Annotated in this window: 16 protein-coding genes and 1 pseudogene; 1 reads left to right on the top strand and 16 read right to left on the bottom strand. The window is 71.9% G+C overall.

All coding sequences use genetic code 11. The annotated features are described in order from the left end of the window. The gene (locus GKE56_RS07965; RefSeq protein ID WP_154684087.1) at nt 1-207 is read right to left on the bottom strand and encodes a hypothetical protein; all 207 of its coding nucleotides are present in this window, start codon (nt 205-207) and stop codon (nt 1-3) included. Further along, on the bottom strand, nt 204-1,337 hold the full coding sequence (locus GKE56_RS07970; RefSeq protein ID WP_154684088.1) for a LacI family DNA-binding transcriptional regulator: 1,134 nt from the start codon (nt 1,335-1,337) through the stop codon (nt 204-206). The genes GKE56_RS07965 and GKE56_RS07970 overlap by 4 nt, the downstream gene beginning before the upstream one ends. Nucleotides 1,338-1,480: 143 nt before the next feature. Between GKE56_RS07970 and GKE56_RS07975 the strand changes: the two genes are divergently transcribed. Further along, on the top strand, nt 1,481-2,239 hold the full coding sequence (locus GKE56_RS07975) for an ABC transporter permease (protein ID WP_154684089.1): 759 nt from the start codon (nt 1,481-1,483) through the stop codon (nt 2,237-2,239). A 25-nt stretch (nt 2,240-2,264) separates the two neighbouring features. On the opposite strand, the gene trmD is transcribed toward GKE56_RS07975, so the two are convergent. From trmD to GKE56_RS08045, 14 genes and pseudogenes are all read right to left on the bottom strand, one after another. Continuing rightward, nucleotides 2,265-3,467 (bottom strand): tRNA (guanosine(37)-N1)-methyltransferase TrmD, encoded by a 1,203-nt coding sequence (trmD, locus tag GKE56_RS07980; RefSeq protein WP_154684090.1) that lies wholly within the window; start codon nt 3,465-3,467, stop codon nt 2,265-2,267. An 11-nt stretch (nt 3,468-3,478) separates the two neighbouring features. After that, entirely contained in the window at nt 3,479-4,021 is a 543-nt protein-coding gene (gene rimM / locus GKE56_RS07985; RefSeq protein ID WP_154684091.1) for a ribosome maturation factor RimM, read from the bottom strand. A gap of 100 nt (nt 4,022-4,121) precedes the next feature. Continuing rightward, on the bottom strand, nt 4,122-4,364 hold the full coding sequence (locus GKE56_RS07990) for an RNA-binding protein (RefSeq protein WP_154684092.1): 243 nt from the start codon (nt 4,362-4,364) through the stop codon (nt 4,122-4,124). A 2-nt stretch (nt 4,365-4,366) separates the two neighbouring features. Then, nucleotides 4,367-4,975: a 30S ribosomal protein S16 gene (gene rpsP / locus GKE56_RS07995; RefSeq protein WP_154684093.1), complete on the bottom strand. Its 609-nt coding sequence runs from the start codon at nt 4,973-4,975 to the stop codon at nt 4,367-4,369. A 217-nt stretch (nt 4,976-5,192) separates the two neighbouring features. After that, entirely contained in the window at nt 5,193-6,728 is a 1,536-nt protein-coding gene (locus GKE56_RS08000) for an SDR family NAD(P)-dependent oxidoreductase (RefSeq protein ID WP_154684094.1), read from the bottom strand. Continuing rightward, nucleotides 6,725-7,189, bottom strand: a complete 465-nt coding sequence (locus GKE56_RS08005) for an Rrf2 family transcriptional regulator (RefSeq protein WP_154684095.1) — start codon at nt 7,187-7,189, stop codon at nt 6,725-6,727. Before GKE56_RS08005 ends, GKE56_RS08000 begins: the two co-directional genes overlap by 4 nt. Before the next feature lie 128 nt (nt 7,190-7,317). Then, nucleotides 7,318-8,337: a sulfate/molybdate ABC transporter ATP-binding protein gene (locus GKE56_RS08010; RefSeq protein ID WP_154684096.1), complete on the bottom strand. Its 1,020-nt coding sequence runs from the start codon at nt 8,335-8,337 to the stop codon at nt 7,318-7,320. After that, a complete protein-coding gene (cysW, locus tag GKE56_RS08015; protein WP_154684097.1) occupies nt 8,334-9,140 on the bottom strand; it encodes a sulfate ABC transporter permease subunit CysW in 807 nt (268 codons plus the stop codon). Before cysW ends, GKE56_RS08010 begins: the two co-directional genes overlap by 4 nt. Next, entirely contained in the window at nt 9,137-10,006 is an 870-nt protein-coding gene (cysT, locus tag GKE56_RS08020; RefSeq protein ID WP_154684098.1) for a sulfate ABC transporter permease subunit CysT, read from the bottom strand. Before cysT ends, cysW begins: the two co-directional genes overlap by 4 nt. A 3-nt stretch (nt 10,007-10,009) precedes the next feature. Further along, complete coding sequence (locus GKE56_RS08025; protein WP_154684099.1) at nt 10,010-11,050, bottom strand: sulfate ABC transporter substrate-binding protein; 1,041 nt, start codon at nt 11,048-11,050, stop codon at nt 10,010-10,012. Nucleotides 11,051-11,181: 131 nt separating this feature from the next. Next, nucleotides 11,182-12,273, bottom strand: coding sequence for an amidohydrolase family protein (locus GKE56_RS08030; RefSeq protein ID WP_154684100.1), 1,092 nt, complete (start codon nt 12,271-12,273; stop codon nt 11,182-11,184). A 10-nt stretch (nt 12,274-12,283) separates the two neighbouring features. Beyond that, nucleotides 12,284-13,105, bottom strand: coding sequence for an alpha/beta fold hydrolase (locus tag GKE56_RS08035; RefSeq protein WP_370518492.1), 822 nt, complete (start codon nt 13,103-13,105; stop codon nt 12,284-12,286). A 9-nt stretch (nt 13,106-13,114) separates the two neighbouring features. Then, nucleotides 13,115-14,724: pseudogene (gene ffh / locus GKE56_RS08040) on the bottom strand (signal recognition particle protein). 92 nt (nt 14,725-14,816) lie between these two features. Beyond that, entirely contained in the window at nt 14,817-17,192 is a 2,376-nt protein-coding gene (locus GKE56_RS08045) for a [protein-PII] uridylyltransferase (protein WP_154684101.1), read from the bottom strand. Between the last annotated feature and the right edge of the window lie 191 nt (nt 17,193-17,383).

Raw genomic sequence — 17,383 nt, forward strand, 5'->3', positions numbered from 1 at the left:
TCAGCAGGCCGCCGGGTCGAGCCGGTTGGCCCAGCGGTGCTCCACGGCCGCTGCGGTGCGCAGCGTGGTGGCGAGCGATCGACGCACGGCCCTGGCGGGACGAGGGGCGTATCCGTCGTCGACGACAGGCGCGTGGGGCAGCGCGGACCGGGCCTCGCTGGCGTCTCCGATGGAGCGGGTGATGCTGAGGGCGATGAAGTCGTTCATGTCCTCCTCCTTTCAGGTGGTGGTGCGGTGGGTTGGGGGTTGGGGGTTGGGTTGGGGGTTGGTCCGCTGGGCTGGCCGGTCGCCGGTCCGGTGCTGGACCGGATGACGAGCTCGGTGTCGAGCACCACGCGGCGCTGGGTGAAGGCCGGGTCGAGGAGCATCCGCCCGAGCAGGCGGCCCTTCTCGGCGATGGGCTGGCGCACGGTGGTGAGGCCAGCGGCCTGCGCCTCGGCGATGTCGTCGAAGCCACTCAGCGAGACGTCCCGCCCGACCTGCAGGCCGCGCTGGCGGATGCCGTCGAGCACGCCGAGGGCCAGGACATCGCTCGTGCAGGCGATCGCGGTCGGCCGGTCATGCCGGTCCAGGAGGTATGCCGCCGCCGCGAGGCCGGCCTCGTGGGAGTTGTGGCCGGCCGACACCGCGGTCACCCGCGCCTGCCCGCCCAGCGCCTCACGCAGCCCCCGAAGCCGGAGCCGGGAGTCGTTGTAGAGCTCCGCCTCGTCCTCTGGGCCCACCAAGGTGGCCGGGCCCGTCGGCTGGCGGCTGTTGACGACGATCCCGACGTCCCGGTGGCCGAGGTCCCGCAGGTGGCGACCGAGCGCCTTGGCCGCACCGTCCTCGTCGATGAGCACGTACGTCTGGCGCTCGTCGTCGAGCTCGGTCGTCGAGGCCATCGGCAGGCCGCGGTCCAGGGCAACCTGTCGGGCCGGGTGGTCCGGATCGACGCAGTAGGCGACCACGCCGTCGACGACCGCCTGACGCATCGTGTCCGAGGCCAGCTCGACGTCCTCGGGGCGACCGGTGTCGGCCGGCGGCAGCGGGATCAGCAGCAACCCGGTCCGGTGCTCCTCGGCCACCTCCGAGAGTCCGGCGAGCATGCCCACCGAGTAGGGGTCGGAGAAGGCGTAGCTGAGCTGCTCGGTGAACAGCAGGCCGATGGCGCCAGCGCGCTGGGACCGCAGGCTGCGGGCGGCCGCGTTCGGGCCGGCATACCCGAGCGCCTTGGCGGTGTCGAGCACGCGCTGGCGGACCTCGGCGGACATCTGCTCGGGCTTGTTGTAGGCGTTGGAGACGGTCGAGATCGACACGCCGGCCGCCTCAGCCACGGACTTCAGGGTCACGTTGCCCATCTCCGGCTCCTTCTGGATTCTGTTCTAGAACGATATACTAGAACGATTGAGTAGAACGATACAGAAAGGGTCCGGGGAGGTCAACCCCGAGCTCTGGCCGCGTCCGCCTCCGGCCCTCCGGCCCGCGGACTACCGTTGGCCCGGTGAGCATCGACCCCGGCTGGCCCGTCGCGACCGCGCTGGTCCTCCTGATGGGCCTTGCCCTGCTCGCCCATCGGGTCAGTGGCTACGCGCTCGGGCGACCCGTGCTCGTGGCCGGCCTGCGCGCCATCGTCCAGCTGAGCATCGCCGCCCTGGTGATCGCCGCCGCGGTGCGGAGCCTGGCGTGGTCGGTCGTCCTGGTCGTGGCGATGTTCGCCATGGGTGTCCTCACCACAACCCGGCGGGTCGAGGCGCCGCGCTCCTGGCCCGCGGCAGCGGCGGCGATGGCGGCCGGCATCGTGCCGGTCCTCGTCGTCGTCCTCGCCACCGGCACGATCCCCTTCACCGGCGTCGGGATCATCCCCATCGCGGGGATCATCGTCGGGAACGCCATGACGGCCCACACCCTGGTCGGACGCCGGTCCTTTGCCGCGCTACGCGAGGAACACTCGCAGTACGAGGCCTGCCTCTCGCTTGGCCTCCTGCCGGGCCAAGCGATCCGCGAGATCATCCACCGCCGCGCCCCCGAAGCGCTCCTGCCCGGGCTCGACCAGGTGAAGACCACCGGGGTCGTGACGCTTCCGGGGGCCTTCATCGGGGTGATGCTCGGTGGTGGCTCCCCCGCCCAGGCCGCGACGGCGCAGGTCCTGGTGCTGTTCGGGATCATGGCCGCCCAGACCGTGACCGTCGGGGTGGCCGAGCGCCTCATCGCCGCGCGTCGCCTCGTGCCACGCGACCTGGCCGCAGCCCTGATCGACTGACGGCCCGGCTGCGACGACCGCGGACCTACCGGCGGGGCTTGGTCAGGTCGACGGTGCCCGGGAAGCTGCCCTCACCCGCTCGCACGCGATAGCCCGCCTTGCGGTAGATGCGCAGGTTGCGGTCGCTGCGCACGCCGGTGTTGAGCCAGTATGCCGCCGTGCCCGGTGGCGCGGCCGCCTCGGCGTGCGCGAGCAGCGCCCGCCCGAGACCGCGGCCCTGCAGGTCGGGCGCGACCATGAGTCGCCCGATCTGCCAGAGCGTCGGGTCGTCCGGAGCGACCCGCCCGCGGACCGACCCGACGAGGCGACCCGCGCCACGCACGGTCCAGGTGGTCCACTGCCCGATCCCCGCGACCGTGTCCTCGATGGTCTCGACCAGCGGCGGGATCACCAGGCTCTCGTTGGCCTGCGCCTCGGTGACCCAGCAGGCGCGGCTCAAGGTCAGGATCTCGGGCGCATCGGCCGCAGTCGCGACCGCCACGTCGAAGTCGCCGAGGCGTGCGCCCGCCTGCGACCCGTGCAGGAGGTCTGGCCGTCTGCGCGCCGTGCGGTCGAGGCGCTGCTGGTGGCGCCAGGCGGCGATGGCGTGGTGGTCGCCCGAGAGCAGCACCGGGGGAACCTCGCGGGTGCGTCCCGGCGCGGACTCCCAGGCGGCCGGCTTGGTGTAGACGGGGTACTCGAGCAGGCCGTCCTCGTGGGACTCCTCGACCAGCGACTCGGCGTTGCCGATGACCCCGGGCAGCAGTCGGGCCACGGCCTCGACCATGGCCAGCACGGCCACCTCACCCCCGTTGAGGACGTAGTCCCCCAGCGACACGACGGACACCTCGAGCCCGAGATCGTCTGCGGCGTACTCGTAGACGCGCTCGTCGATGCCCTCGTAGCGACCACAGGCGAAGGCCAGCCACGGCTCCTGCGCGAGCTCGCGCGCCATGGCCTGCGTGAACGGCATACCACCGGGGCCGGGCACCACGAGCCGCGGGCGAGCACCGTCGGCGCCCGAACCGGCCACGTGCTGGAGGGCCTCTGACCACGGCTGGGGCTTCATGACCATGCCCGCGCCGCCGCCGTAGGGCGTGTCGTCGACGGTGCGGTGCCGGTCGCGCGCGAAGTCGCGCAGGTCGTGGACACGCAGGTCGATGCGCCCGTCGCGGCGCGCCTTGCCGATCAGCGAAAGCTCAAGCGGCGCAAGGTAGTCGGGAAAGATCGAGATGACGTCGACGCGCATCTGGGCACCGCTCACTCGGCGTTGAGCTCGAGCAGGCCGGCAGGCGGAGCGATCACGACGCGCCGGTTCTCGAGGTCGACCTCGGGCACGATCTGCTCGACGAACGGCACGAGTGCTTCGCCGCCCGCGCTGAGGCGGACCACGAGGAGGTCCTGCACGGCCCGGCTCTCGAGCCCGGCGACCTCACCGACCACCATCCCGTCGACGGTCACCACGCTCAGCCCGACCAGCTCGTCCTCGTACCACGCCTGCTCGTCGTCGTCCGGCTCGTCATCACTGACATCGGCCAGCAGGCGGGTGCCACGCAGCGACTCGGCGCCGGTGCGGTCGGGAACCTCCGCGAAGCCGAGCAGCCAGGTCCCCTGGTGCACGCGGGTGCTGCGGATGGTGAGCTGGCGGGGCACGCCGGAGCCCGCCACCGCCTCGGTCGCGAGAACGGCCCCGTCGGCGAACCGGCGCTCAGGGTCGTCCGTGTGCAGCTGGACGGTCACCTCGCCGTGCAGGCCGTGGGGTTTGCCGATGCGGGCGACGAGCAGCAGGGAGTCGGCAGCCATGTGCTGATCCTCTCAGGGTTGTGGTGGGCACGCGGTGCTCGGTGCACATGCGACGAGGGCCGCCGGGATCACTCCCAGCGGCCCTCCTCGATGAGCTGCGTCAGCGCACCCGGTCGGTGTCGACGATGTCGACGCGGACGTTCTGGCCGCCGGCCAGCGCGCCCATCACGGTGCGCAGGGCGCTCGCAGTGCGGCCGGATCGGCCGATGACGCGCCCGAGGTCCTCGGGGTGGACCCGGACCTCCAGCACTTCACCGCGGCGGAGCTCCTTGCGTCGCACGGCGACGTCGTCCTTGTGGTCGACGATGCCCTTGACGAGGTGCTCGAGCGCCTCTTCCAACACGGTCAGGCCTTGTCGGCGTCGGCAGCCTCGGCGGCCGCGGGGGCCTCCTCGGTGGCGACGGTCTCGGCCGGAGCCTCGACAGGCGCGGCCTCGGCAGCGGGAGCCTCGACGGGAGCCTCAGCGGCCGGGGCCTCTGCAGCGGGAGCCTCGACGGGGGCCTCAGCGGCGGGGGCCTCAGCGGCGGGGGCCTCTGCGGCGGGAGCCTCGTCGGCCTTCTTCGCGGCGCGCTTCTTCGGGGTGGTGGCCCCGTCGGTGCTCGCCTCGGACTTGCCGGCCGCGGCGAGGGCTGCCTCGTAGAGCTCCTTCTTCGAGGTCTTCGGAGCCTTGACCCGCAGCGTGCCCTCGGTGCCGGGCTCGCCCTTGAACTTCTGCCAGTCGCCGGTCACCTTGAGCAGGGCCGCGACGGCCTCGGTCGGCTGCGCGCCCTGACCCAGCCAGTACTGCGCACGCTCGGAGCTGATGTCGATGACCGAGGGCTCCTCGGTGGGGTGGTACTTGCCGATCTCCTCGATGGCCCGGCCATCGCGCTTGGTGCGCGAGTCCATGACGACGACGCGGTAGAACGGTGCACGGATCTTGCCCATGCGCTTCAGACGAATCTTGACGGCCACGGTTGTGGTGTCTCCTGTTTCTGTGTGGTGAGCACGGCGAGACCGGGTGGGGACACGCGGGGAACCGTGGCTCGGGGTAGGCATCCAGCCAGCAGAGAGGGTCTGGCCGAACGGGTACAGCCGACCATTGTGCCAGACCTGCGGGGGTGCGCCCGACACGCGGCGTGGGGACGCGGGGTGGGCACGCGGCATACGGCGCCCGTCGCCGAGCCCCTGCTCACCAGGGGCTGGGCTCGAAGTCCTTCACGAAGCAGCCGTAGAGGTCCTCGCCCGCCTCGCCGCGCACGATCGGGTCGTAGACGCGCGCGGCGCCGTCGACCAGGTCGAGCGGCGCGTGCCAGCCCTCGGCGGCGATGCGCAGCTTCTCGTGGTGGGGGCGCTCGTCGGTGATCCAGCCGGTGTCGACCGCGGTCATGAGGATCTGGTCGGTCTCGAACATCTCGCCGGCGCTGGTTCGGGTGAGCATGTTGAGGGCCGCCTTGGCCATGTTGGTATGCGGATGGCCGGGACCCTTGTAGCGGCGGGAGAACTGCCCCTCCATCGCTGACACGTTGACGACGTACGCGCGCCGCGCCCCCGCGGCCACGGCGGCCCGCATCGCCGGTCGAAGGCGCGAGATGAGGATGAACGGAGCGGTCGAGTTGCACAGCTGGACCTCGAGGAGCTCGAGCGGGTCGACCTCCTCGACCTTCTGGGTCCAGGAGTTGTTACGCTGGGTGTCGGGCAGCAGTCCCCCGGCGTCGACCGCGGTGCCAGCGAGGTGTGCCTCGAGGCTCGCGTGGCCCGCCGACAGGGCCATCGACGTCATCGACGCGGCCGACCGCTGGGCGAGGGCACGGGCTGCCTCCTGCTCCGACTCCCCCTCGTGGTGGGCGACCTTCTGGTCCTGCAAGGTGCCGAGAAGGTTGGCCGGGTGAGCCTCGCTGATCCGGTCGAACGTGACCAGCTCCGGGTAGGCGACGTCGCCCTCCAGGGGCACCGACTCACCCTCCACGAGATGGGAGTAGGCGCCGGGCGAGCGGCGCACGGTCTGGGCCGCGTTGTTGACGAGGATGTCCAGCGAACCTGCGGCGGCGACCTCGTCGGCCAGCGCGACGACCTGGGTGGGGTCGCGCAGGTCGATGCCGACGACCTTGAGGCGGTGGATCCAGTCTGACGAATCCTCTTGTGCCGCAAAGCGTCTCGCTGCGTCGTGCGGGAAGCGCGTGGTGATCGTGAGGTGTGCACCGTCGCGCAGGAGCAACAGCGCGATGTACATGCCGATCTTCGCGCGACCACCCGTGAGGAGCGCGCGCTTGCCGGTCAGGTCGGTGCGCTGCTCACGCTTGGTGTGGCTCAGCGCGGCGCAGTCGGGGCACAGCCAGTGGTAGAACGCGTCGACGAGCGTGTACTCGGCCTTGCAGATGTAGCAGTTGCGCGGGTTGATCAGCTCCCCGGCGTGGGCGCCACGGACGGTCGAGACGAGCGGGATGCCCTTGGTCTCGTCGTCGATCCGCATCGGGGAGCCCGTGGCGGTCTTGGCGATGATCGCCTCGTCGTGGTCGATCTCGGGCTGCTTGGCCTCGCGACGACGAGCCTTGCGCACCCGCTTGTACATCCGGCCCGTGGCCCGCTTGACGGTCTGGATGTCGGGGTGGTCGCCATCGATCTCGGCGAGCTGCTCGAGCACCCGCAACGCAGTCGCGAGGTCGTCGGGGTCGATGCCCGGGCCGAGCTCGCCCACGGCCTGGTCGGTCGGGTTGGCCTCCGTCATCGACTGCGCCAGGCGTCCGGGTCGGCGGCGAGGGTGGCCACCCGGTCGTTGAGGTTGCCCGACAGCACGTCGGCGAGGCTCGTCTCGTCGAGCACGGACCGCAGGCTCGCGCGAACGGCCACCCAGACGGTGGGCAGGTGGGTCGCCACCCCTTCGTATGCCGTCTCGTGCGGCCGCAGGCCCCGCACCTCGGCGAGCGGCCCGTCGACGGCCCGGAAGACGTCACCCAGCGAGATGTCCCGCGGCTCCCGGGTCAGGGCGTAACCGCCTCGCGCGCCGCGGGTGCTCTTGACGAGCCCGGCGGTGCGCAGGTCGGCGACGATGGCCTCGAGGAACTTGCGGGGCAGCGTCTGTCGAAAGGCCAGGGTCTCGACGCTGACCGGGCCGGCCGCAGCCGTCGCGGCCTCGGCGAGGATGAGCATGGCTCGGACGGCATACTCCGTGCGCGCCGAGATGTCCACGGCGGCATTGTCTCCTATCGGCCGCAGGACCATCGCACCGGCGTAACGACGTGCGTGGCGGGGCATCCCACGCCAGCGCGGACTGGGCTCCCGGCGAGGCAGGGGCTACTGCACGTCGTTGCGCCGCCTCAGATCGCCAGGGCAGGCTCGAGCTCGCTGGCGTCCGGTCGCGTCGCGGCCCTGGCATACACCGTCTCGCCGTCGACGAGGTCGAGGGCGTCGGCCTGCGCACGGGTGATCTGTGCGGCGAACCGCTCCCCGGAGTCAGCCCGCAGGTCGACCCGCACCTCGAAGCCGAGCCGCACCACGCGCTCCACGACGGCCGTCACGACCCCGGGCGTGCCGCCGCGCCTGCCGGCCCGCGCGTCGAGCGAGTGCGCCCGCTCGCGGCTGCGGTCGAGCACGATGTCGTGCGGGCGCACGAGCTGGCCACCCAGGCGCGCCACCGACCCGAGGAACGACATGACGAAGTCGTTGGCCGGCCGGTCGTAGAGCGCGACCGGGTCCCCCACCTGCTCGATGCGACCGTGGTTGAGCACGGCGATTCGGTCGGCGACGTCGAGCGCCTCCTCCTGGTCGTGGGTCACCAGCACGGTCGTCACGTGGACCTCGTCGTGGAGCCTGCGGAGCCACTGCCGCAGGTCGGCGCGAACCTTGGCGTCGAGGGCGCCGAACGGCTCGTCGAGCAACAGGACCTCGGGGTCGACCGCCAGCGCGCGAGCCAGGGCCATCCGCTGCCGCTGACCGCCGGAGAGCTGGGCGGGGTACCGGTGCTGGAACCCGTCGAGCCCGACGATCTCGAGCAGGTCGTCGACCTTGCGCGCCACCTCGGCCTTGGGGCGCTTGCGGATGGTGAGCCCGAAGGCGACGTTGTCGCGCACCGTCATGTGCTTGAACGCGGCGTAGTGCTGGAACACGAACCCGATGCCGCGCTTCTGTGGTGCCACACCGGTGACGTCGCGGCCGCCGATGACGATGCTGCCGCCATCGAGGTGCTCCAGCCCGGCGATCGAGCGCAGCAGGGTGGACTTGCCGGACCCGCTCGGCCCGAGGAGCGCGGTGAGCGTGCCAGCGGGGATGTCGAGGGTCACGTCGTCGAGCGCGGTGAAGCTGCCGTAGTTCTTGCGGGCTCCGGTCACGGTGATCATGTCGTGCTCCTCTTGCGGTCCAGCAGGGTCATGAACAGCAGGGTGAGCACGGCGAGCCCCATGAGCAGGGTGGCCGCGGCATACGCCCCGTAGGTGTTGTGGTCGTCGATGTAGCGGGAGTGGACCAGCAGCGTGAGGGTCTGGGACACGCCCGGGAATCCGGAGCTGACCATGATCACGGCACCGAACTCGCCCAGCGCACGGGCGATCGTGAGGACCACGCCATAGGTCAGGCCCCACCGGATGGCTGGCAGGGTGATGCGCCAGAACGTCTGCCACGAGCTGGCGCCGAGGGTGGCGGCCGCCTGCTCCTGCTCGATGCCGATCTCGTGGAGCACCGGCTCGACCTCGCGGACGACGAAGGGCAGCGTGACGAACAACGTCGCGATGACCATGCCCGGCAGGCCGAAGATGACCTTGAGGCCGAGGTGCTCGATGCCCCCGAACCAGCCGCCAGCCCCCCACAGGAGGATGAGCGAGACGCCGACGACGATGGGCGAGACGGCGAACGGCAGGTCCACCACCGCCTGGACCAGGCCTCGGCCGCGGAACCGCCCACGGACCAGGGCGAGCGCGGTGCCGATCCCGAAGACGACGTTGAGCGGCACGACGATGGCGACGATGAGCAGCGAGAGGTTCAGGGCCGAGATCGCCGCCGGGGTGCGCACCGAGGCGAGGAAGGCGCCGACGCCCGGGCTGAAGGTGCGCCACAGGATGAGCACGATCGGGACCGCGAGCAGCACGAGCAGGTAGCCGAGGGCGATCGTGCGCAGCCCGATCCGTGCGGTGGTGGAGGTCTTCACGCGGACTCCTCCTCGCGGCGTTGGCTGCGGCCCGCGAGCACCCGCAGCACGAGCAGGGTGACGAAGGCGATGGCGAGCAGGGCCACGGACACCGCCGCGGCGTTGACCGGCCGGTCGATCTCGATCTGCTCCTGGATGTACTGGGAGGCCACCTGGGTATGCCGCGGGATGTTGCCGCCGATGAGCACCACCGAGCCGTACTCGCCGATGGCCCTCGCGAACGCCAGCCCCGTGCCGCTGATGACGGCGGGAGCCAGGGTGGGGAGCACGACCCGGCGGAAGGTCGTCCAGTTCGACGCCCCCAGCGACGCCGCGGCCTCCTCGACCTCGCGGTCGGCCTCGATGAGCACCGGTTGCACCGAGCGCACCACGAACGGCAGCGTGACGAAGGCCAGGGCCACGACCAGGCCCGGCCGGGTCGCGTTGAGGTGGACGTGGACCGGGCTGTCCGGGCCGTAGAGCGAGAGCAGCACGATGCTGGCGACGATGGTCGGCAGGGCGAACGGCAGGTCGATGAGGGCATTCACGAGTCGCTTGCCACGGAACTCGTCACGCACCAGGACCCACGCGACGAGCGTGCCCATGACGGCGTTGACCAGGGCGACGACGACGGCCACGAGGACCGTGACCCACAGCGACTCCATGGCCGCCGGCGCCGTGACGGCAGCCCAGAACCCGGACCAGCCCTCGCCGAACGAGGTGACCGTCAGGGCGGCCAAGGGCAGCAGCACGATGACGCTGAGCCACAGGCCCACGAGACCGATGCCCAACGGGCGCGCCGGCACTCGGCGCGACCGGTCGGGGCGTGGCGGCAGGGACGGCACCTGGGTGGTGTCGTCCCTGCGCACGGTGGCGGCGGCGGTCATCGGTTAGGAGGTCGCCTTGTCGTAGATGACCGCGATGGCGCCGGTGCCCTTGGCGAACAGCGTGCTGTCGACGGTCTTCCAGCCGCCGAGGTCGGCGATGGTCCACAGCTTGGTCGGCGCGGGAAGGGTGGCGGCGAACTCCTTCGCCACGGTCGGGTCGACCGGCCGGAACCCGGCCTGCGCCCACAGCCGCTGGGCCTGCGGGGTGTAGAGGTAGGCCTCGAAGGCCTTGGCCTTCGCCAGGTTGGGGCTGCCCTTGAGCACGGCGGTGGGGTTCTCGATCTTGAAGGTCGTCGGAGGCGTGACGTGCTCGACCGGGTCACCCGCGCGCTCGGCGAACAGCGCCTCGTTCTCGTAGCTCAGCAACACGTCGCCGGTGCCCTGCAGGAAGGTCTCGGTGGCCTCGCGACCCGACTTGGGCTGGACCTTGACGTGCTGGGTGATCAGCTTGTCGATGAACGCGAGCCCGGCCTTGGGGTCCTTGCCCCCGTCGCTCTTCGCGGCATACGGCGCCAGGAGGTTCCACTTGGCGCTGCCCGAGCTGAACGGGTTGGGCGTGACGACCTGGATCCCCGGCTTGAGCAGGTCGTCCCAGTCGTGGATGCCCTTGGGATTGCCCTTGCGGACCACGATCGTCACGACGGAGCCGAACGCGATTCCCTTGTAGGGCCCGGCATTCCAGCTCTTGTCGACCAGACCGGCCTTGACGAGCCGGGTGACGTCCGGCTCGACGGAGAACGTGACGACGTCGGCGGAGGCACCCGCGGCGACCTTGCGCGACTGGTCACCGGAGGCGCCGTAGGACTGCTGGAACTGCACGCCCTTGCCGGCCGCCGTCTGCGTGAAAGCCGGGATGACCTTGTCGAACCCCGGCTTCGGCGTGGAGTAGGCGAACAGGTTGAGGGTGCTGCTCGTGGCGGCGGCGTTCTGGGCCTGGGCGCCGGTCGCCACGACGTCGCTCGCGCCACCGCCGGCACAGGCCGTCATCACCATCGCACCGACGGTCGCGGCGGCGGCCAGGGCGAGGCGGGGGTGATGACGCATGAGCTTCTCCTTCGAGCAAATCTCCTATGGGGTAACTAGGAGTTTGGATAGCATCACGTTATTGGTCAAATAACGTGGGCTTATGTCTCGCATCGTGGAAGGCCCGCGGCATGCCGCATGCAGCACAGCCGCTAGGAGAGGTCGCGTCCGCGCAGCACGATGTGCTCGGGCGCGGCGAGGGCGCGGATCTCGCGCCGGGGATCGGCGGAGTACACCACCAGGTCGGCGGGCGCGCCCTCCTCCAGCCCCGGGCGACCCAGCCAGGCGCGGGCGCCCCAGGTCACGGCCGTCAGCGCCTCGTCGGGGGTCAGCCCGGCGCGGGTGAGCTCCAGGACCTCCTGGGCCACCAACCCGTGGCGCAGCGAGCCGCCGGCATCGGTGCCGACGTAGATCGGGATCCCGGCGTCGTGGGCGGCCGCAATGGTGGCGTAGCGCCGCTCATGGAGCCGCAGCATCCGTCGGTGGTAGTCGGGGTACTTCTCGCGAGCGGGCTCGGCGAGCTCGGGAAACGTCGCGATGTTGACCAGGGTGGGCACGATGGCGATGCCCTGGGCCGCGAACTGGGCGATCGTCTCGTCCTCGAGCCCGGTGGCGTGCTCGATGCAGTCGGTGCCTGCGGCCGCGAAGTCGTAGAGCGACGCCTCGCCGAAGCAGTGCGCCGTCACCCGGGCGCCCTCGTCGTGGGCCGCGGCGATCGCGTCGGTGAGCACGTCGACCGGCCAGCAGGGAGTGAGGTCGGCGGCGTCGCGGTCGATCCAGTCGCCGACGAGCTTGACCCAGCCGTCGCCGGCCTTCGCCTCGAGGCGTACGCGTTCGACGAGCTGGTCGGGCTCCACTTCGTGGGCGTAGTTGCGGATGTAGCGACGGGTCCGGGCGATGTGGCGGCCCGCGCGGATGATCTTCGGCAGGTCGTCGCGCTCGTCGATCCAGCGCGTGTCGGAGGGCGAACCGGCATCACGGATCAGCAGGGTGCCGGCATCGCGATCGGCGAGCGCCTGGGCCTGCGCGGTCGCGTCGTCGACCGCACCGTGCGCATCGAGACCCACGTGGCAGTGGGCGTCGACCAGACCGGGCAGGACATAGCCGTGCAGGGTCTCGACATCGGCACCAGGGGACGTTGGCCGCTCGAAGGTCAGCCGGCCGCCCACCACCCACGCCTCACCGCGCACGTCATCGGGTCCGACGAGGATCTCGCCCTGCAGGTGCAGCACCGGTGCCGTCATGGGGCCGACCCTAGCGAGGGACCTCGGCGGTCCGCGCCACGAAGCGGCGCAGGGCTTCGACGACCACGTCCGGGGCATCGGTGTGGACCCAGTGCGAGGCGCCCTTGACGGTCAGCTGCCGCACGCGGGGGAAGAGCGTCCGCATCGGTTCGACGTCCCCGGGCTGGATGTAGGGCGACTCGCTGCCGGCGATCCACAGCACCGGCCCGTCGTAGGGATCCACCTCGCCGGGCGCGACCGGCCAGTCGGCGATCGCGGAGTCGCTCCCCCGCGCGGCGTCCGCCGCGACCATCCCGAGGTTGGCCTGCCACCGCCAGGCGTCGCCGTCGCGGCGCAGGTTCTGCAGGAGGAACGCCTTGACGCCGGGGTTCGACTCCTGGAACCGCGCCTCGGCGTCGGCCCGGGAGCCGAGCTCGCCGAGGGGCAGGCGCTGCATCTCGGCGATGTACCCGGTGAACCGGTCGAGGTCGCCGTAGTGCTTGGGGGCGATGTCGACGACGACCAGGCCCTGGACGAGGTCCGGGTGGTGCAGCGCGAGGAGCATCGCGGTCTTGCCGCCGAGGGAGTGGCCGACGACCACCCACCGCTCATCGGGCGCGATGGTGCGCAAGGTGTCGGCGACTGACGCGGCATACGCCTCGAACGAGAACTCCTGGCTCCACGGGGACCGGCCGTGGTCGGGCAGGTCGACCAGCGTGCAGCGAGCCCCGGTGCCGTCGGGCCCGGCGAGCGCCTTGGCGATCTGGCTCCAGTTGCGCCCCCTGCCCGAACAGCCCGTGCAGGAAGGCCACGCGCGGCCCCGCCGTGCCGACCGAGAGGGTGTGGAGCGCAGCGGCCGAGGTCACCGGCCCAGGAACTTCTCGAAGCCCTTGGGCAGGTTGGCGGGATCGAGGTCGGCCGGTATGCCGCCGTCCCCGGCTCCCCCGCCGAACGCCGCGCCCGAGGCTGCGGCGCCGCCCGTCCTGGCCTTCTCTGCCGCGGCGCGCTCCTCGGCCGCGCGCTTGGCCGGGTTGCCCGACTTGGACTTCTTGCGCTGCGGAGGCTGGGGGCGGCCCTTCTTGCCGCCACCCATGCCGGGCATACCCGGCATACCGGGGATGCCGCCCCCGCGGGCGAACTGCTTCATCATCTTCTGCGCCTCGGTGAACCGCTCGAGCAGCGCGTTGACCTCCGACACCTCGACGCCGGAGCCGCGCGCGATCCGGGCCCGGCGCGAGCCGTTGATCTGCTTGGAGTGGGTGCGCTCGAACGGCGTCATCGACCGGACCATGGCCTCGACGCGGTCGAACTCCTTCGGGTCGAGGTTGTCGAGCTGGGCCTTCATCTGGCCCATGCCCGGCATCATCCCGAGCATGGACTTCAGGCCGCCCATCTTCTTCAGCGCCGCCATCTGGCTGAGGAAGTCGTCGAAGGTGAAGTCCTCCTCGGCGAGGAACTTGCGCTGCATCTCCTGCGCCTGGCGGGCATCGAACGCCTTCTCCGCCTGCTCGATGAGGGTCAGCACGTCACCCATGTCGAGGATGCGGGAGGCCATGCGGTCGGGGTGGAAGACCTCGAAGTCCTTCACGCCCTCGCCGGTCGAGGCGAACATGATCGGGCGCCCGGTGATCGAGGCGACGGACAGCGCAGCACCACCGCGGGCGTCGCCATCGAGCTTGGTCAGCACGACGCCGGTGAAGTCGACGCCTTCCTGGAAGGCGAGGGCAGTCTCGACGGCGGCCTGGCCGATCATCGCGTCGATGACGAACAGGACCTCGTCGGGCTGGATCGCTGCGCGGATGTCGGCGGCCTGCTGCATGAGGTCGGCGTCGACCGCGAGGCGGCCGGCGGTGTCGACGATGACCACGTCGTGCTGCGTGCGGCGGGCGTGCTCGATGCCGGCCTGCGAGACCGCGACCGGGTCGCCGTACGAACGGGTGCCTTCCCCGGTGGAACCGACGGCGTCGTGGCCGCCGACGTTGCCGCGTTCGGGGGCGAAGACCGGCACGCCTGCGCGCTCCCCGACGACCTCGAGCTGGGTCACGGCGTTGGGGCGCTGCAGGTCGGCCGCGACGAGGATCGGCGTGTGGCCCTCGTCCTTGAGCCGCTTGGCCAGCTTGCCGGCCAGCGTCGTCTTGCCTGAGCCCTGGAGGCCGGCCAGCATGATCACGGTCGGGGGTTCTTGGCGAACTGGATGCTCCGGGTCTGGCCGCCGAGGATCGACACCAGCTCGTCGTTGACGATCTTGACGACCTGCTGGGCGGGGTTGAGGGCTCCGGACACCTCTGCGCCCATGGCCCGCTCACGCACGGCCGAGGTGAACGCCTTGACGACGGGAAGCGCGACATCGGCGTCGAGCAGCGCGAGCCGGATGTCCCGGACCGTGCTGTTGACGTCGTGCTCGCTGAGCCGCCCCTTCCCCCGGAGGTTCTTGAAGGTGGCGGTCAGGCGATCGGAGAGAGACGTGAACACGGCCCCAAGGCTAATCGTTCGCGGCGGGTGCCACCGACCGGTGCTCAGGCCGGTGCTCAGGCCGGTGCTCAGGCCGGTGCTCAGGCCGATGCTCAGGTCGGCGGGTTGCCGTCACAGGTGTCGATCACCGCAGCCACCGTCTGGGCCACCTTGGCCGGCGACAGCAGGCGGCCCCCGAACTCGGTGACGTAGAACGTGTCCAGAGTCTGCCCGGCATACGTGGCGATGTGTGCGGAGCGCACGGACAGCCCTGCCTTCGCGAAGGCCAGGCCCAGCTCGTGGAGCAGGCCGGGGCGGTCCTGGGCGCGCACCTCGATGACCGTGGCCTCCTGCGACGCGTGGGGCACGACGAGAGCCCGCGCCTGCCCCGGCGAACCCGACGACGCCTGGGCGCTGGGTCGGCCGGCGAACTGGCGACGGCGCTCCAGCAGTCCGAGCGGGGTCCGGTCGCCGACGGCGAGGCGCTCGAGCCCGCGCACGATGCGCTGCTCGTCCGGCGGCTCCCCGCTCGGGCTCTCGACGTGCCACTCGTTGGCGGCGACGCCGTCGAGCGTCCGCAGGATCGCCGTACGCACGACGAGCCCGTATGCCGCGAGCAGCCCCGCGGTGTCGGCGAACAGTCCCAGCCGGTCCCGGTCGAAGACGTCGATGCGGTAGGAGCCACCCTGGGGCCGGATGACGACCCGGGGCTCCCCCGCCGCGACCGACTCGAGGTCGGCGTTCGAGACCGTGGCAACCTCGGCCGGTGGCGGGGTCGCGCCCTCCTCCCAGCCGCTCTGGGCCGCCTCGGCGAGCTGGCGCAGCAGTGTGGCCCGCCAGTCGGTCCAGGCCTGCGGTCCCGCGGCGCTCGCATCGGCTTCGGTGAGGGCCAGCAGCAGGTCGAAGATCTCCCGCGACCCACCGGCTGCCGCCCTCGCGGCGGTGACGGTGCCCGGGTCCTTGTGGTCGCGACGCGTGGCGAGGTCGATCAGGGTGAGGTGCTCGCGCACGAGCAGCTCGATCGTGGCGACGTCGCGCTCGGCATACCCCAACCGCGTCGCGATGGCGGCCGCGAGCGGCGCGCCAGCGGCCGAGTGGTCGTGGGCGCCCCGGACCTTGCCGATGTCGTGCAGCAGGGCGCCGAGCAACAGCAGGTCGGCGCGGTGCACGCCGCGGACCAGACCGCCGGCGAGCACGACCGTCTCGACGAGGTGACGGTCCACCGTGTGGCGGTGCACGGCGTTGCGCTGGGGGCGCGAGCGCACCGCGGCCCACTCGGGGAACCAACGGTCGACGATCCCCGCCTGGTCCAGTCCCTCCCACACGCCGACCAGGCCGGGACCGGTCGCGAGCAGGTCGGCGAACAGGTCGCGGGCGATGACCGGCCAGGGGTCGGTGAGCTGCGGCGTCTGGGAGGCGAGGTTGGCCAGCGTCGTGGGGGCGATGGGCAGGCCGTTGCGGGCGGCGATCACGGCGGCGCGCAGCGGCAGGAGGGGGTCGGTGGCCAGCGCGTTGCGTGGTCCGAGCACCACCTCGCCGTCGTGCTCGTACATGCCGAAACCGAGCGGGTTGAGCTGGGGGCGGCGTGGGCCGACCCGCAGGGTGCGGGCGCGCTGCGACTGCCCCGCCCGGCGGACCGTGCCGTCGAGGGCGTAGGCGATCGTCCGGGCCGCGTTCGAGACGTCGGTGAGCAGCTCGTCGGCGTCGGTGTGCCCCAGCAGCGCGGCGACCCCGTCGTGGTCCTCGCGGGTCAGCCGGTCGCGGCCCTTGCCCGTGACGACGTGCACCGCGTCGCGGACGTCGAGCAGCGTCCGGTGCGCCTCGTCGACGTCGCCGTGGGGCCGGTCGGTGAGCCACGCGGCGACGAGGGCGCGCAGGACCGTCATGTCGCGCAGCCCGCCGTGGGCGTCCTTGAGGTCGGGCTCGAGGCTCTGCGCCAGGTCCCCGTGCCGGGCATGCCGGGCCTGCAGCGCCTCGACGAGCTGCGGCAGCCGCTTGCGGGCGTTGGCGCGCCAGTCGTGCGCCACCGTGGACCGGGCTGCGGCGACGACCTCGGGGTCGCCCGCCACGCAGTCGAGGTCGAGCAGGCCCACCGCGGCCGTGAGGTCACCGGCGGCGACGGTGCGGCACTGGCTCACGGTGCGCACCGAGTGGTCGAGCCGGACACCGGCATCCCAGACGGGGTACCAGATCTGGTCGGCCAGGGTGCGCAGGTCCTCGCCGCCGAGCGATCGCCCGTAGTGGAGCAGCACGAGGTCGACATCGCTGAGCGGGCCGGCGTCGCCGCGGGCGAGGCTGCCGACGGCCGCGAGGGCCAGACCCTCGGCGGGGCGACCGGCCAGCGCCTCGCGCCACACCTCGGCGAGCCAGCTGCGCGTGAGGGTCCCGATGGCGGTGCGACGGGCCGGGCCGGCCCCCGGGGCGTCGAAGCCCCGCGCACCGGCCAGGTCGAGACGGCGGGCCGCCAGGTCGGCATGCTCGATGGTCATGACCCCGAGCCTGCCCTGTGGACGTTTCGGACGGTGCGCGTTCGTGTTACGCCCGTGTTAGCGGGCCGCCGCCGAGATTTGGGGCCACTTGGCCCCGTTTCGCGGCGTCCAGGTTCCAGCGGCACCGGGACCGCCCCCACGCAGCGGTATGCCGCCCGCTCGAGGCGAGCGGACGGCATACCGGGCGGAGG

Origin of the sequence: Nostocoides sp. HKS02 (assembly GCF_009707485.1) — a bacterium.
Classification (GTDB): Bacteria; Actinomycetota; Actinomycetes; order Actinomycetales; family Dermatophilaceae; genus Pedococcus.

Coding starts and splice junctions, on each gene's coding strand:
- GKE56_RS07965 (WP_154684087.1), bottom strand. CDS start 207: ATGAACGACTTCATCGCCCTCAGCATCACCCGCTCCATCGGAGACGCC.
- GKE56_RS07970 (WP_154684088.1), bottom strand. CDS start 1,337: ATGGGCAACGTGACCCTGAAGTCCGTGGCTGAGGCGGCCGGCGTGTCG.
- trmD (WP_154684090.1), bottom strand. CDS start 3,467: ATGCGCGTCGACGTCATCTCGATCTTTCCCGACTACCTTGCGCCGCTT.
- rimM (WP_154684091.1), bottom strand. CDS start 4,021: ATGGCTGCCGACTCCCTGCTGCTCGTCGCCCGCATCGGCAAACCCCAC.
- GKE56_RS08000 (WP_154684094.1), bottom strand. CDS start 6,728: ATGACGGAGGCCAACCCGACCGACCAGGCCGTGGGCGAGCTCGGCCCG.
- GKE56_RS08010 (WP_154684096.1), bottom strand. CDS start 8,337: ATGATCACCGTGACCGGAGCCCGCAAGAACTACGGCAGCTTCACCGCG.
- cysT (WP_154684098.1), bottom strand. CDS start 10,006: ATGACCGCCGCCGCCACCGTGCGCAGGGACGACACCACCCAGGTGCCG.
- GKE56_RS08025 (WP_154684099.1), bottom strand. CDS start 11,050: ATGCGTCATCACCCCCGCCTCGCCCTGGCCGCCGCCGCGACCGTCGGT.
- GKE56_RS08030 (WP_154684100.1), bottom strand. CDS start 12,273: ATGACGGCACCGGTGCTGCACCTGCAGGGCGAGATCCTCGTCGGACCC.
- GKE56_RS08045 (WP_154684101.1), bottom strand. CDS start 17,192: ATGACCATCGAGCATGCCGACCTGGCGGCCCGCCGTCTCGACCTGGCC.